Annotated in this window: 12 protein-coding genes and 1 pseudogene; 4 read left to right on the top strand and 9 right to left on the bottom strand. The window is 52.2% G+C overall.

Features of this window, described 5'->3' with window-relative positions; translation table 11 throughout:
* Window positions 1–21: 21 nt before the first annotated feature.
* The 4 genes from PV433_RS05890 to PV433_RS05875 all read right to left on the bottom strand — a co-directional run bounded on the left by PV433_RS05890 (window position 22) and on the right by PV433_RS05875 (window position 3,284).
* Window positions 22–513 (bottom strand): Lrp/AsnC family transcriptional regulator, encoded by a 492-nt coding sequence (locus PV433_RS05890; protein ID WP_190929179.1) that lies wholly within the window; start codon window positions 511–513, stop codon window positions 22–24.
* 333 nt (window positions 514–846) lie between these two features.
* A complete protein-coding gene (locus PV433_RS05885) occupies window positions 847–1,155 on the bottom strand; it encodes a GNAT family N-acetyltransferase (protein WP_332071252.1) in 309 nt (102 codons plus the stop codon).
* A gap of 316 nt (window positions 1,156–1,471) precedes the next feature.
* On the bottom strand, window positions 1,472–1,846 hold the full coding sequence (locus tag PV433_RS05880; RefSeq protein WP_332071251.1) for a VOC family protein: 375 nt from the start codon (window positions 1,844–1,846) through the stop codon (window positions 1,472–1,474).
* A 115-nt stretch (window positions 1,847–1,961) separates the two neighbouring features.
* Entirely contained in the window at window positions 1,962–3,284 is a 1,323-nt protein-coding gene (locus PV433_RS05875; protein ID WP_332071250.1) for an ABC transporter substrate-binding protein, read from the bottom strand.
* Between the two features lie 180 nt (window positions 3,285–3,464).
* Here PV433_RS05875 and PV433_RS05870 point away from each other — a divergent pair, with 180 nt between their 5' ends.
* On the top strand, window positions 3,465–4,385 hold the full coding sequence (locus PV433_RS05870; RefSeq protein WP_332071249.1) for an AraC family transcriptional regulator: 921 nt from the start codon (window positions 3,465–3,467) through the stop codon (window positions 4,383–4,385).
* A gap of 213 nt (window positions 4,386–4,598) precedes the next feature.
* On the opposite strand, the gene PV433_RS05865 is transcribed toward PV433_RS05870, so the two are convergent.
* Window positions 4,599–5,672, bottom strand: coding sequence for an ATP synthase beta subunit C-terminal domain-containing protein (locus tag PV433_RS05865; RefSeq protein WP_332071292.1), 1,074 nt, complete (start codon window positions 5,670–5,672; stop codon window positions 4,599–4,601).
* A 223-nt stretch (window positions 5,673–5,895) separates the two neighbouring features.
* Here PV433_RS05865 and PV433_RS05860 point away from each other — a divergent pair, with 223 nt between their 5' ends.
* Complete coding sequence (locus PV433_RS05860) at window positions 5,896–6,342, top strand: NUDIX hydrolase (RefSeq protein ID WP_332071248.1); 447 nt, start codon at window positions 5,896–5,898, stop codon at window positions 6,340–6,342.
* 582 nt (window positions 6,343–6,924) lie between these two features.
* Here the strand turns inward: PV433_RS05860 and PV433_RS05855 are convergent.
* Window positions 6,925–7,777: pseudogene (locus tag PV433_RS05855) on the bottom strand (Rpn family recombination-promoting nuclease/putative transposase).
* A 697-nt stretch (window positions 7,778–8,474) separates the two neighbouring features.
* Between PV433_RS05855 and PV433_RS05850 the strand changes: the two are divergent.
* Window positions 8,475–9,158 (top strand): transmembrane-type terpene cyclase, encoded by a 684-nt coding sequence (locus PV433_RS05850; protein WP_332071247.1) that lies wholly within the window; start codon window positions 8,475–8,477, stop codon window positions 9,156–9,158.
* 19 nt (window positions 9,159–9,177) lie between these two features.
* Here the strand turns inward: PV433_RS05850 and PV433_RS05845 are convergent, their stop codons facing one another.
* Complete coding sequence (locus tag PV433_RS05845) at window positions 9,178–9,687, bottom strand: DUF6886 family protein (RefSeq protein WP_332071246.1); 510 nt, start codon at window positions 9,685–9,687, stop codon at window positions 9,178–9,180.
* Window positions 9,688–9,801: 114 nt separating this feature from the next.
* Complete coding sequence (locus PV433_RS05840) at window positions 9,802–11,013, bottom strand: MFS transporter (protein WP_332071245.1); 1,212 nt, start codon at window positions 11,011–11,013, stop codon at window positions 9,802–9,804.
* A 425-nt stretch (window positions 11,014–11,438) separates the two neighbouring features.
* Here PV433_RS05840 and PV433_RS05835 point away from each other — a divergent pair, with 425 nt between their 5' ends.
* Complete coding sequence (locus PV433_RS05835) at window positions 11,439–12,779, top strand: ABC transporter substrate-binding protein (protein WP_332071244.1); 1,341 nt, start codon at window positions 11,439–11,441, stop codon at window positions 12,777–12,779.
* Between the two features lie 73 nt (window positions 12,780–12,852).
* Here the strand turns inward: PV433_RS05835 and PV433_RS05830 are convergent, their stop codons facing one another.
* On the bottom strand, window positions 12,853–13,740 hold the full coding sequence (locus tag PV433_RS05830; protein ID WP_332071243.1) for an AraC family transcriptional regulator: 888 nt from the start codon (window positions 13,738–13,740) through the stop codon (window positions 12,853–12,855).
* Between the last annotated feature and the right edge of the window lie 2 nt (window positions 13,741–13,742).

Raw genomic sequence — 13,742 nt, 5'->3', positions numbered from 1 at the left:
TGGACTCTTCCTTTATGGAATTTATGGGGAAATGTGCAGCCGGTAATCTTCGACATGCTCCTCGAAGATGATGCCGTCCTGCTTATATTTTTTAAGTATAAAATGAGTTTTCGTGGAAAGGACGCTTTCGATCGGCGACAATTTGGAGGAAACGAACGACGCCACTTCCTTCAAATTTTTCCCTTCAACCTCAACGAGCAGGTCGTACGCGCCCGACATCAGATAGACGGATTTCACTTCGGGGTGGAGATAGATGCGTTCGGCAATGGCGTCAAATCCGCGGCCGCGCTCGGGGGTAATTTGCACCTCGATCAGCGCTGTTACTTTCTCGTCGTCGACCTTGCTCCAATTCACGACGGTAGCGTATTTGACGATAATATGCTCGGCTTCCATCTCCTTAATCGCTCGCTGAACCTCTTCGACATCGACACCGAGCATTGTGGCTACGAGGTCCGGGGTACGACGCGCGTCCTCCTTCAGCAGTTCAAGCACTTTCAGCTTTAGTTCATCCATCTCCGAGTGTACCTCCTGTACGAATTGGCAAATCATCCTATAAATGAAGAAAAACGTCTTTCGACGTACTTCCAAGGATGAGCGACCGCTACGAACCCCCGGCAAAGTAAAGGTGCTCCTAAGCGGAGTCCGGAACTTTTGCGGGTCCCCATCATTTGCGGATGTGCGGTAGATCCGGCTGCCTGTTGATCTGGCCGGTATTGCTGCTGCGCAGAAAACGGCTTTCCGCTTTCGCGTTAAAACAACTATACAACAATTCGCCTGCGAAGCAAAGCAAAAAACACGGGAGCCCGTATGGTCCCGTGCAGGCGGATCTATCCTGTAACGAAGCGGCTATACCTGTCTGGCAATCGCAGACCTGCGGGTTTTCAGCAGCTTAAAAATCGTATCGACGATGTCGCGTCTGCGATAATCGGGCAGAACGACAATATCGAGTCTGCTGTTGCCGCCGTCATCCGCGTCATGCACCATTCGTCCGATGCCGACGAGCTCTTCGGAGTCGTAGGCCGACACGAAGCGGCACAGGTCCGGGTTCGTATCGAAGAACCGTCCCGCATCCCATGTTTGTTCAAGTCCGCAAGCTTGTATAAGAGCAGCCACTTTCCCCTGATCGGGAAGCGTATTGTCGAAAGCGATTTTCATAACCGTTCACCTCACAAATAATAATACATTATATTGTATATTTATGCAACGATGAAATGAAATATGAATATCGATTCGGTAACGGCTGCGATTCCTAGCGAAAAACTGAGGGGGCTGTCTCCGAAGTCATTTTGCGTTTTTGCGAGCCCTGTTTAGAACAGATTTCCCTCGAGAAAAAGGACCTCCGCCTCCACGTTACAGTGGAATGCGAGGTCCTTTCGTTTAGAGATCGGGAGGCTCCATATTATGCGAGTCGTTTTGGGGACACCGGCCTCTACTGACTTTTCCAATACATACGGCCGAATGGCTGATCGGTTTATCGTTTGCAGGCCATCAGCAGATTGCCGTCCGGGTCGCGGAAAGCGAACCAGCTGCCGTCCATGATCTCGGTGACCCGTTCCGCGCCCTGGTCGTGCATATATCCGTAGGCAGCCTCAATATCGTCAGTCAGCAGCATAAAGGCCGGTGTCTGAAACGACGGCGGGCCGCCGGGCTCCTTGCCGCCCCACATCGGCATCGTATCGAGAATAAGTCCCGGAGCATCCATCGGAAGCGGACAGAGGTGACCGAAGTGGATCGGCGCCTCGTCCAACGGCAAGTTCAGTATACGGCAATACCAGTCGCGCGCTTTCTCGATATCTTGGACCGGGACAAATATGCTGCCGATCCGGTTTATGAACGGGCTAGACATTTCAGACATCCTCCCTGTACGTGATAGGTTTTGTTCTTCCTCCTATAGAACGTATCATGCGGCCGGATCTATACAGGTCAGAACTTTTTTAGCGTAGAATGCCGGTCCACGGCGGTCACTTAGTTGCGGCAGCGGCCTCCGTCTCTTCGATTTTTTTGTTGATTCTTTCCGCCGCTTCCCGGAGCGCGGTGTTGATGTCCTTGCCGTTATGAACGGCGTCCCGGATGACGTTGTTGTATTCCCCTTGGTACGTTCCGTTGTATTTGTTCACGGAGCCTGCGGGCGCATATTTGTCCGGCTGGAATGCTTTTATGTTTTTTCCGGCGTAAATCGGATTGTTCTGGCCGAACTGCAGGCGCAGCGCCTTATTGTTTAAAGTTGTTAAGAATTTGCCGTCCTTCAGCTGCTGGGATTGGTATTCCTCGGTCGTCAGAAATGCGATGACTTCAAACGCCTGGTCTTTGGACTTGCTCATCGAGGTAACATAGAAGTAGGTGGGGTACGCTTGCGGACCTGTATCAGGCTTTTCTTTGAATACGGGGAACGGGGCCAGGTCCCAGTTCAGATCTCCCAGCTCCTTCGGACTGTGCAAGGCGGTCATCGACAGGAACATCGCTGCCGTACGGTCTTTGAAAAAGCGGTTGCGCTCGTGCGGTTCGGAAATCTGGTTGGATTTGATGTGGGCATATCCCGGAATTTTGTAGAAACGGATCAAGTTCTCGGAGAACGTTTTCCATCTGTCATCGGTATCGAAGGCGGATTTTTTCGTATCCGTACGGACCAGCGGGATCGACATCTGGTTCATCATGGCCAGATGGCCGTATGAGGAAGCAAAACCGGTATAATCGACCCCTCCGTCGGATCGGGTCAAGCTTTTGCTAAGCTCGAACAATTCGTCCCAGGTGATGCCGCTCTTCGGGTACGCTACACCGAATTTATCGAAGAGGTCTTTATTGTAGTAAATCGTCGAGGGAGGGACGTACACCGGCAAGCCGTAGATGCCGCCTCCGGCCAGCTGCCTCGCCGTATCGATCATCGTCGGTTCCAGATGATTCAGATTATAGCCGTACTTCTTGATCTGGGGACTGATGTCGTACTCCAGTTTGTTTTCGAGGAGGAACGGCGGAGTTGCGCCGATCGAGGCGTAAATAATGTCAATCGTTTCCCCGGCAGCCAGCAGCTCCGGAATTTTGCCCCCGGCGATATACTTGATCGTGACATGCGGGAACTTCTTCATGATGGGCTGGCCGAAGGTGCTCATAAAATCTTCTTCGGGCCAATCCGCCGGATAAGGGAAAAAGACGGAAAGCGTCACAGGTTCCTTTTGACTCACTGCGGGAACATCGCTATTTGCCGGCAAACTTCCGTCTTTCGCTCCGCAAGCGGACGCCAGCAGCATCGCGCCAAGCGGCAATACGGACAGCAGCTTTTTGGACACATGATTCTCCCCCTTTGGGTAACTACCAATTCGGAATCATCATATCACGCCGCCGGTTGACCGAGGTTACGGGATAGTTGCACTGTATTGTTCTGATTATGAAAACGTTTGCAGTAAAAATATTCCTAATCTATAATGAAGAGGAAGATGATTCTTTGTGCAAAGGGGCGAAATGATAAGATGAATCGCAATTTTACACAGTCGCATCTGATATTCGATCATAATTTGTACTTCTTCTCCTACAAAACGTGGATGCGGCGCTGTCCGGACGAATATTACCACGCGCATGAAGGCATGGAGTTTCTGTACATTCACGAAGGCGAAGGAAGAATCATACTGAACGACCGGCTGTTTCTGCTGAAGCCGCGCACGCTTGTCTACATCCAGCCGTATCAGGTTCACCTCACCCGATTCGAAAGTCCCCGGCTTCGTTCCGTCCTTAAAATTAACCTTTCGCTGCTGTATCCGTACATTCGGATGTATCCTTCTATCGAGAGCTTCGTCGCCTACCTGGAGAAATCGCGGGCGGGGGAGCAGGTCGTCCAGCTAAGCCCGGAACAAGACGGGGAGTTTACCGCCCTGCTCGGCTCGATCGATCATACGTTGTCCATCGTCCCCGCCCTGGAGAGGAAGGAGCAGTTTCTGATTTATGGAACCCAGTTTATGTCTTATCTCAAGACGCGTCTGTTTGACATCCGCCGCCTTCCCGGGGAAGACTGCAAGGCTCAGAATCGTCAATCGCACCATATGGAGAAAATTAAGGCATGGATCGAGCAGCACTACAAGGAACACTACTCGCTGGAGAAATTATCTACCGACATTCATCTGTCCGGCAGCTATTTGTCCAATCTGTTTCGAAGCTTCGCGGGCGTAACGATCACCGAATATATAACGCGCAGAAGATTGGACGAGGCTTGCCTGCTGCTTGCCCATACATCCATCTCGATTGATCAGGCGGGCAAACAGTCAGGCTTTCCGAACCCGGCTTATTTTTGCCGGTGCTTCAAAAAACGTTATCTGCTCACCCCTCAGCAATACCGCACCGCTGCGGCGGCGAGTAAGCGCTATCCTGAAAGCTCCGGGAACGCCGGCTCGGACTGAAAGGCAGCTGTTGCGGGTTTATCGGATCACTCCGTGGGGGAGTACGGCGTTATAATGCCGTTTACGAAAGGGGATATCAGAGTTGAACGGGTACAGGTTGCCGGCTGGCACCGGCAACTATTCAGCGCATCCGCACGTATTCTGGCTGCCGGCTTTCTTGCCGGCAGCCTTATCAGGAACGCTTAACCGAAACCAAACATCCGTTTGTTCACCCTATCGGGAAGACACCCCGGGGTCCGGCATCAGCCGACCGATATAAGCGAGGCTCTGAAGCTCCAGCTCATCCGCCTCTCCATCCAGGATGCGACGGACACTGTCGAGCGTATCCGGCAGCGAAGTCCACTCGCCGCTCCGGTTCGTGACCGGCTCCGCCACATAAAACGGCTGCGACAAAAACGTCTCCAGCCGCTCTCCGCGCCGGTAAGTCGCCAGCTCCACCTCAGGCAGCTTCTCCGCCCCCCATGCCGCGACCAAAGAGCGCAGCTCCCGGTAACGGCGAAGCATTTTCCGAGCCCGCTGCTGGATCGTCAGATGTACAGCTTCAAGCTGCGCTCCCTCCATCACGGTCGAAGTCGAGAAAATCGGGTCGACGGCCGGGAACATCCGGCGTGCCGCCATATCCGCATTGAATTTCCACAGCGTATCGAGCGGACCGTAAGGAGCCTCCTCATCCACGGAATCCCCCCGGGCATCAACCAAAATGATCGTCACCGGCCTTGCCCCCGCTTCTTGAAGCCGTTCTCGCAGCTTCATCAGCTCGCCTGACAATACGACGGAGCGGTCCGCTCCCAGGATGACGTCGCGGCTTTCCCGAAATGTGGAGACGGCCTCGTACACTTCATCCGCCGTAGCGCCGGTCACCTCCGCTTCCTCGATAACGTCGCTTATTCCTTTGCTGTCATCGCTCGGCCGCCAAAATACGGTGGCGTATCCGCGCTGCTTGCCAAACCGGCGGAGCAACTCAGACAGCATGACCAATTGCCCCATACCCGGCCGGGACACGATGCCTATCGTTCCCCCCCGCACAAGCGGAGCGAACAAGTCCAGCACTTTGATCCCGGTTTCCAGCACGCCTGCACCCGCGCCCCGTATAATCAGTTCATCCAGCGTACAACCCGCCAGCGCCGCCAGAACGGCCAAGGTTCGCACCTCAGCGCGTCCGACCGGAATTTTGCCCGTGCACAAGTTGGATACGGTAGCAGGGCGAAGCCCGACCGCTTTGGCTGCGGCGGTTAAGTTCGGTACTCTGCGGCGCAGCAGCGGCACATTCAGCTGCAAATCATCCATCATGTCGCTCTCCTCCTATTACTTCAAGAAGTAATTTTTGTTACTTCAAAAAGTTACTTCTGTTACTTTGAATAGTAATATGAATTACCCTTAAAAGCAATACTTATTTTTCCACTTTCTACATTCCGACTTGGCTTTATCAACCTCCTGACCCATTGCCCGCCGTCCTCCCCTATGGTAGGATGTAGTGTCAAACAGGAATTGAATGTAAGGAGGAGAACCCATGGACTGTTACCAGTTTCGTGTCCGCGTTACAGGTGTGCTGATAGAAGATGAACGGATCCTGCTCGTGAAGCAGCGGGTCGGATCGCGCGACTGGTCGCTGCCGGGAGGAAAGGCCGAAGCCGGGGAAACGCTGGAGCATGCCATCGTCCGGGAAATGGCGGAAGAAACGGGGCTGTCGGTTCAAGTGGACAAGCTGCTGTATTTGTGCGATTTGCCCGAAGCCGATCCGCCAATCGTGCACACTACGTTTCTGCTGCGCAAGGCAGATGGGGATCTGCGGATGCCGACTAACGAGCTGGAGACGACTCCGATTACCGATATGCGGATGGTCCCGATATCCGAGCTGACTTCTTACGGATTTTCGCCAACGTTCATGGAGCTCGCCCGTTCCGGCTTCCCCGGCGCAGGCTCGTATAAGGGGCATAAGAGGACGATCGGCTTGTAAGATCAGCTTCTAAACGACTAAACGAAGCCTTTTCCACGATGCATGTCCCTGCGTAGGAGGCAGCTTCCTTGGTTTAGAATATCTCGATTCGCAACAACCCGACACCGAATGAAGCCCATAAACCCGTTTTTTGCGAACCGGTCGCGTTGGGGATCGTTGAGACGACAGGCATACGAGCTACCTAACCCTATAAGCGTCTTTGGCACATTCTATTTTCGGCGTCTTGCGATGAAAGAGACTAATAGAGGCGTTTTGCACCTCTTATTTCCGCCACCAGAAGGGGTCCGCGCCTTTTTCACGGATATTAACAGCTTCAAACCGCTCTTATTCCGCGCCCAAGCCGGTTTTCGGACCAAATAAAAGCTGCAAACCGCTCCTATTTGGTTCTCCCTCCTCCCAGCTAGCAGCAGGACAGAGAACCGAACGTCCACGATAAGTAACGATAAGCACCTTGCGAGACTAGATGACTCGACAAGCAAGGGCGCCCTTTACCCGCTTTCGTACGGTGAAGAACTTAACCTATTAAAAAAAGACCAGAGCCCCCGCTCTGATCTTCTCTTCCGCTCATTAGTAGAGTATATTCTAATGAATCTGCTCGTTCAACGTCTCGATCTCCGCTGCGGACAAGCCTGTCACTTCCGCAATAAGCGTCACCGACAAACCTTTCTTCAGCATACTTGCCGCAATCTCCAGTTTGCCTTCCAGTTTGCCTTCCTCCCGGCCTCGCGTCTCCGCATAATCCAGCGCGGACCGTTCGTCGAGAAGCGCTTTTTTACGCATCTCGTAAAGCATTCGCGCTTCCTTGTTCTGGCTCAAAAATTCGAGCGTGGTCATCGCCTTCTTTAAGCCCGGTGTATCCATCGCCAGTTCCTCCCATCTGTCTTTCGGCGCACCGTTGATGAACATCAGCCACTTGACCAGCCGGTCATCCATCTTGTTAATTCTCAGGCCCAGCTTCGGCAGCTCCATGAAATGAATCTCGATATCATCGACCAGCAGCTCGCCGGTATGATCTTCGCGTAAGATACGTATTATGAAAACGTTCATTCGGCACCTGATTAAACGTCAAAATATTAATCGAAATGACCTTTTTCAAATCTTTGTACAATTGGCCTTCCGAAAGCTGCTCTTCATACATTTTCGCCGAATAGTAAAGACTTCGTTTCGGCATGTCATATTTGTTGGTTACTTGGATTTCCAGGTTCACTTGCTTGCCGTCTTCATTTTGAGCACGGACATCCAGTATCGCTTGCTTGTCGGTCAGCGCATCTTTGTCCATTTGCGGATTTAGCAGCGTCAGGCTGACAAACGGCTTGGGCTCGGTTTCGCGCAGCACTTCGTTCAGGAAGTTGAGCAAAACCTCGTCTTTATTTTCTTCACTTCCAAAGACTTGTTTGAATACAAAATCTACGGTTGGCTCCAAAAGGTCGGTCATCGTCTCAACTCCCGCGTCAACGACTTTTACTACTCCCATTATACCATAAAAGGAGTAAAAACATGGACAGTTAGAGCCGGTATAGACGGTTCTGTTCTGTTCCAAGATCAAGCGGATCCAGGACTGCTGCTTAACAAGGAACGGGCAGCCACCATCCCAGTTCCGATGCCTACGATAACTCTCCCGGCAGGGGAAGTCATCGGTTCCGTAAAGATGCTGATCACAGGTACCCCTATTGTACTGTGGAGCGTCAGAAGAGGAACGTAATTAAATACCAGCAACCCTAAAGATAAGCCCAGTAAAACTTTACGGACCCGTATATACTTTCTTTCATTCCCAACCCATTCGATCGCAAAACCATACGCCACAATTAAAGTGGTGTAGCTGATAGTATGTCCGTTCGTATACGGGTTCGGATTCAAAGACATGACTTTCTGGAGCCACAGCAAGACATTGCTGAACAATAACGTCAGAAGGACCAGCATTACGGGCTTTGTCAGCCTGTTCACTCCGGCAGCGACCTCCCTTTCAGACAAGATGAGTGATCCGATGCAAAGTTAAAATACAGCCATAAGTGCTGCTCTTAGTTAGATTGTATGTTCTGGAATAGCGGAGGACAAGAGGCTGGAATAACCGCGGTCTTGTCCCCATACAATGGAGGGAACTTCTCGAAACGCCAGGGAAAGGAGGCGGAACTGTGGATCAAGCGCATCTGCTGCCGCCGATTGTGGAACTGCTGCTGCTTGTAGGGAGCGGCGTCTGCTGGACGGCCGCCTATCTGTTCATCATCTATCGGGGGTACCGGGACCGTACGTGCGGAGTTCCTTTCGCCGCTTTGTGCGGCAATCTCGGGTGGGAGTTTTTGTTTTCTTTCGTATATCCGCATCCGCCCGTGCAGCTGATTTTCAACTGGATCTGGCTGTCTTTGGACTTGATTATCTGGCTCCAGTATATCCGCTACGCCCGTCCGCAGTCCGACCTATTCGGCCGTTTGAAACCCGCCCTAAGCTACTCCGCAATCGGCCTGTCGTTAGGAGCAGCCTTCATTCTGGTCTGGGCCGTGACGGTGGAGTTCGACGACTTGGAAGGAAAGTATGCGGCATTCGGCCTTAATTTCCTGATGTCCGTCCTCTTTCTTGCGATGCTGGCCAATCAAGGTAGACGCGGGCAATCCGTTCCAATCGCCGCCTTGAAATGGATGGGGACGACGCTGGCTTCTTTGCTGTTTTTCTCCTTATATCCGCAATCGGTACTGCTCGGCGTTTTGTATGTGTTCATTTTCGTGCTGGACGCCGTGTACTTCTTCGCGATATACCGGCTGACGAACAAAACCGTACGCCCGCGCCTTCCCGTCTCCTCATCCAGAACGCTGCGCGGTTGAATCAAAGACTCCAGATCCGTTATTGCTTAGCATACTGAAACCGATGAATCCCGAACCCTTCAAAATCCGAGGCCAGGATCGCTTCCCGCAAAGGAACGAGGCTACTCGTAAATCTCAATTCGATCCCGCGCTCCAGCAGCCTTTCGATCAGATGATTCATCGGCTTCATGCCGACCGGCTTCACCGTATGCGGGCTAATATAATACCCGGCCGTCCGGTCCATCAGCTCGAATCCTTCCTCCTCAAACGCATACCGGTACATCGTCTGCTCCCGGATTCTCGCATACCAGTCGCTCTCTACCGTTACAATGATCTCCGCCGGGGAGCTCCCGAAAAAACGCTCCACATTGCCCGGACTGGTCTGGGGCGACCTGCGGCATACGATCCTCGGGCAATTTCTCGGAAAGTAATAGCTGAACTCGTGCTCCTCGTCAATCGCCCAGACGACGGCTGGAAAGCCGGGACGGTTCTGCTTCTCCCTCGGAATAAACAGCTCGATCGCCGGGTCTTCGCTAAAATGGTACAGCATCGGATACGATCACCTCATCTTCGAAGAGTAATTGTAAAAATCATACTATGCGCTCTCCCACGTAACTTGATCGCCTTCAATCACAACAGCCTCGCCGTCCCGGACCCGGGCCCCTCATTCACTCCCGCTCCGCTTCTCCGTCCGTTTAACCGCCCAACCGATACAAACAAGGCACACCGGTACCCATACGATCAATACTTCTTGCAGCGCAGTCGACACGTTCGTCCGATCCGCCAAAAACCCGATAACCGAAAAGGTGATCATCATGCCGACCGAGATCATCATGCTGAATACCGACAGCATCGTCGCCCGGATCGGGGAAGGGAGCAGCTCATTCAGATACGCCTCCATCAAAGGCTCCAGGTAGCTGATCACTACTGCCATTAGGAAAAAGCAAGCGACCGCCGACTTCGCATCCCCGGACATCGAGAACAAGCACAGCGAGATCATATAGCCGATACCGGCAACGACAATCGTCCCCTTTTGGCCAAGCCGGCGTTCCCCTATAAACGCTACAGCCGCAACCGCCGCAGACAGCCAAGTTTCCAGCCCGTTGACCAGCCCGATCCGCTGATTGCTCAGAGCGACCGACTGGAAGACAACCTGGCTGTAGAACGCGACCGACCACGACATGGAATAAAGGACGGCCCCGTACAAGCAAAGGGAAGCGAACGACAAATTCGTCCTCCCGAACTCGTAGGCCAGCCGAAGCTGCTTCCTAAACGAATAGGCTTCTTTTCCCTCTCCCGCACCCTCGGCGGAATCCAGGGGTTCGGTCAAGACGTACACGACCGCGAAGGTTAGCGCGCTTAAAAGGATTTTACCGGCGTACACCCACGCCCAGCCGATATCCGACAAGGCGCCGCCCGCCACGCCGCTAATCCCCAAAGTGACCAGCATGACGGCAGACAGCTGGGAGTTGTACCGTTTGAACTGTTTTTCTTTGCCGAGCTGCTTCAACGTCTCGTAGATCAAGGCGCTCGTCGCTCCCGACCGGAACGTGCCGACCAGACCGCCCAGTATAAACCCTGCCACAAGTATGGATGCGTGCCCACCCGCGAGCAGCAAGCCCGACGACATGACCCCCGCCACTTCGGCCATAAGCAAGCTGACTCGTTTGCCGTAACGATCCGCTACATAACCGGCAGGCACCTCAAGCAGGAAAATCGTGCAGTGGTACGCCGACTCGATCAGCGCAATTTCCGTCAGCGAGAAGCCTTGGGAGACGAGGAAGAGCATCCAGATCGCACGGTCCAATATAAATGAATTCAAGAAAGAGTACACGTAAAATAACGGTAGATTCGCCGCAAGTTTTGTCCGATTCACCATTCTCATCCTTTTCCCAAAAAAATGAAAAAGCTATAGAGCAGCACTCCATAGCTTCGGATGAGAAGAGCGTCAGGGATATCTCGACCTAACGGCTTCGACCTGCAGGCTGAAGGATGTGCTGATCCGTATATCCAAAAAAGGACAGACCCGTCCCGTTCAGCACATGTGTAAATTTAATGGTGCGTACGACCTCCGCCATATACTTGATCATGCCGTGCATATCCTCCACCCGCCTTTCCGTACATCAATTTGACCTTTACTTTAGCACATTCATCTTGAAGGACATAGAGGAAATTTCGTTTAAAATAAAACGTTCCGGCTGGAAAGCAGCAATATTATTAGAGTTTGGATCAATACCGGAAGAGAATGAATGGACTCTCCCTATGTATAATCGGACTACAAACCGTAGAGGAGGGTTTTAAGTGAGAGAGGCAACGAAAAGGGTGGCACAAAGCTCGGTCGTGATGCTGACGTTGGCGACTGTGCTGGGATGTGCGGGCGGAACAAGCCCGAATACGGACGGAGGCAAGGAAGAGCCGGTGAAAGAGGCGGCAGCGGCCGTAAGTACGGAACCGGTAACCCTGACTATTTTCAACAGCAGCATGGGTGATGAGCTGATGCAATCGGCGATTATCAACCCGATCCAGACCAAATATCCTTTTATTACGATGAAGGTGGTCAAGAAGGAGAAAGGCTCCTACATCGAAGACCTGATCGCGGCCGGAACCGTTCCCGACATTATTATGGGCGACAGCAGCGGGGATATTCCCGTCTACAGCGAACTGAAGGTGCTCCATGATATGACGCCGCTCGTCAAAAAGTTGGATTTCAATCTGAGCAGCATCGACCCGGCGGTGATGGACGAGGTGCGGGCGTACACGGGAGATGCGAGGTTATTGGCGCTTCCCCGCGGACACAATGTAGCGGTGCTGTACTACAATAAGGACATCTTCGACAAATTTGGCGTCCCTTACCCGAAGGACGGGATGACCTGGGAGGAAGCGATCGAGCTGTCCCGAAAAGTAACGAGGGTGGACGGCGGTATTCAATACCGCGGGCTCGATTTCTCGGAACATATCCTCATTCCGAATAACCAGTTGTCTCTGCCCGTTGTGGATGCTGCGACGATGAAAGCCGCGGTTAATACGGAGAAGTGGAAAAGGTTGTTCGAAGGCTTGAAGCAAGTGTATGCGATAGACGGCGCGACGCCGCAGCCGGCCGATTACGGTGGGCGGGCAAGCACCCTGTTTCTCAAAGACAAAAATTTAGCCATGTTTGCTTCTACGCTTATGTTTGGCGCTTTGCCCGATGCGATGAAAAACGGACTTAATTGGGATGTCGCCACCCTGCCCTCCTTCCAGGAAGCGCCGGGAAGGACGATCCAGATGTTTGCTCCCTTTCTCGGCATTTCAGAGACGAGCAAGCACAAGGATCAGGCTTTTATGGCAATCGCCCATATTTTATCCGAAGAAGTACAGGTAGCGGAAGCCAGGCTGGGAAGACCTAGCGTGCTGAGCACGGACCGGGTCAAGAAGGAATACGGTCTGGAGAACGATTTGTTGAAAGGCAAAAACAAAGACGCCATTATCAAAAACAAGTTCGCCGTCGCGCGACCTTCCATTACGAAATACGATCCGGCCGCTTTCAACATTGTGCGAAGCAAGTTCAAAGAAGTCGTTCTGAACAACAAAGATATCAACACCGCTTTGAGAGAAGCGGAAGAAGCGATCAACAAAGATCTCGAGCAGAAAAAAGCCCAGTAACTCCATAGTTTCCCTTCAGCGGAATTCGTCGTTCGGACGGGTTCCGCCCTTTATTTTCAGGCATCGCCTTCCATCAGAGGTACCTCGATTGCTTAAATTTCTTTCTGTATTCCTTCGGGGTCATCCCTTCGTTCTGCTTGAACACCAGACCGAAATAAGAATAACTGTTAAAGCCTACTCTAGTCGCAATCTCCAAGATGGAGCTATCGGAAAAAATAAGTTCTTGTTTAGCCTGATGAATCCGGGTGTACAAAATGAAGCGGCTGATCGTCTCTCCTGTCGTTTTCTTGAAGATGCGGCACAAATGGTAGGGAGAAATATAAAACTTTTTCGCTAAATCCTCCAGCGGAATCTCGTCCGCATAATGGAGCGTTAAGTAGTGAATCACTTGATTGACGACCGAGTCGGCTCGATCGGGCGGCCTCCCGCCAGGGGGAGCGTCGCTAAAGAACAACCGGTGAATTTCTTGCAACAGCCGGCTTAACAAAATGTTTAACATTTGATCAAATCGGGTATGCCTGGACTTGTACTCCGTATGCATTTGCTCGAGCAGGGCGTAGATAGGAGCATGTTTTACCTGGCAGAGGCTGATCTGTCTGTTCTCGGGCCTGCATTCCTTGCCGAATAAATCCGCCACCAATTGCTTGGAATCGGGGCTCAGAAACTCCGGCAGGAAGTTGACGACCGTGCGAGTAAAGCGCTTTCCAAAATCCGGAGAAGCTTTATGGATCTGGTGCGGTTCGATGATGATCAGATCATTGCCCTGGAACGGATAAATGTACCCGTCATTCACATAGTTGCCCAAGCCTTCGTGCAGGAAAAACAATTCGTACCCGTAATGGGAGTGGAAATTCATCTGGAAATGGATATCCGTCCAACAATATTTAATGAAAAAAGGAAGGTCATGCAGATGATTATTCGTATAATCGTCCTCAAACTCATTCCGGATGTGGGATAACAAAT

Origin of the sequence: Paenibacillus sp. GYB004 (assembly GCF_036577605.1) — a bacterium.
Classification (GTDB): Bacteria; Bacillota; Bacilli; order Paenibacillales; family NBRC-103111; genus Paenibacillus_AB; species Paenibacillus_AB oceani.
Note: the sequence above shows the minus strand (reverse complement) of the source record. Positions and strands in the feature narration are given on the sequence as shown.

Coding starts and splice junctions, on each gene's coding strand:
- PV433_RS05890 (WP_190929179.1), bottom strand. CDS start 513: ATGGATGAACTAAAGCTGAAAGTGCTTGAACTGCTGAAGGAGGACGCG.
- PV433_RS05885 (WP_332071252.1), bottom strand. CDS start 1,155: ATGAAAATCGCTTTCGACAATACGCTTCCCGATCAGGGGAAAGTGGCT.
- PV433_RS05880 (WP_332071251.1), bottom strand. CDS start 1,846: ATGTCTAGCCCGTTCATAAACCGGATCGGCAGCATATTTGTCCCGGTC.
- PV433_RS05870 (WP_332071249.1), top strand. CDS start 3,465: ATGAATCGCAATTTTACACAGTCGCATCTGATATTCGATCATAATTTG.
- PV433_RS05865 (WP_332071292.1), bottom strand. CDS start 5,672: ATGGATGATTTGCAGCTGAATGTGCCGCTGCTGCGCCGCAGAGTACCG.
- PV433_RS05860 (WP_332071248.1), top strand. CDS start 5,896: ATGGACTGTTACCAGTTTCGTGTCCGCGTTACAGGTGTGCTGATAGAA.
- PV433_RS05845 (WP_332071246.1), bottom strand. CDS start 9,687: ATGCTGTACCATTTTAGCGAAGACCCGGCGATCGAGCTGTTTATTCCG.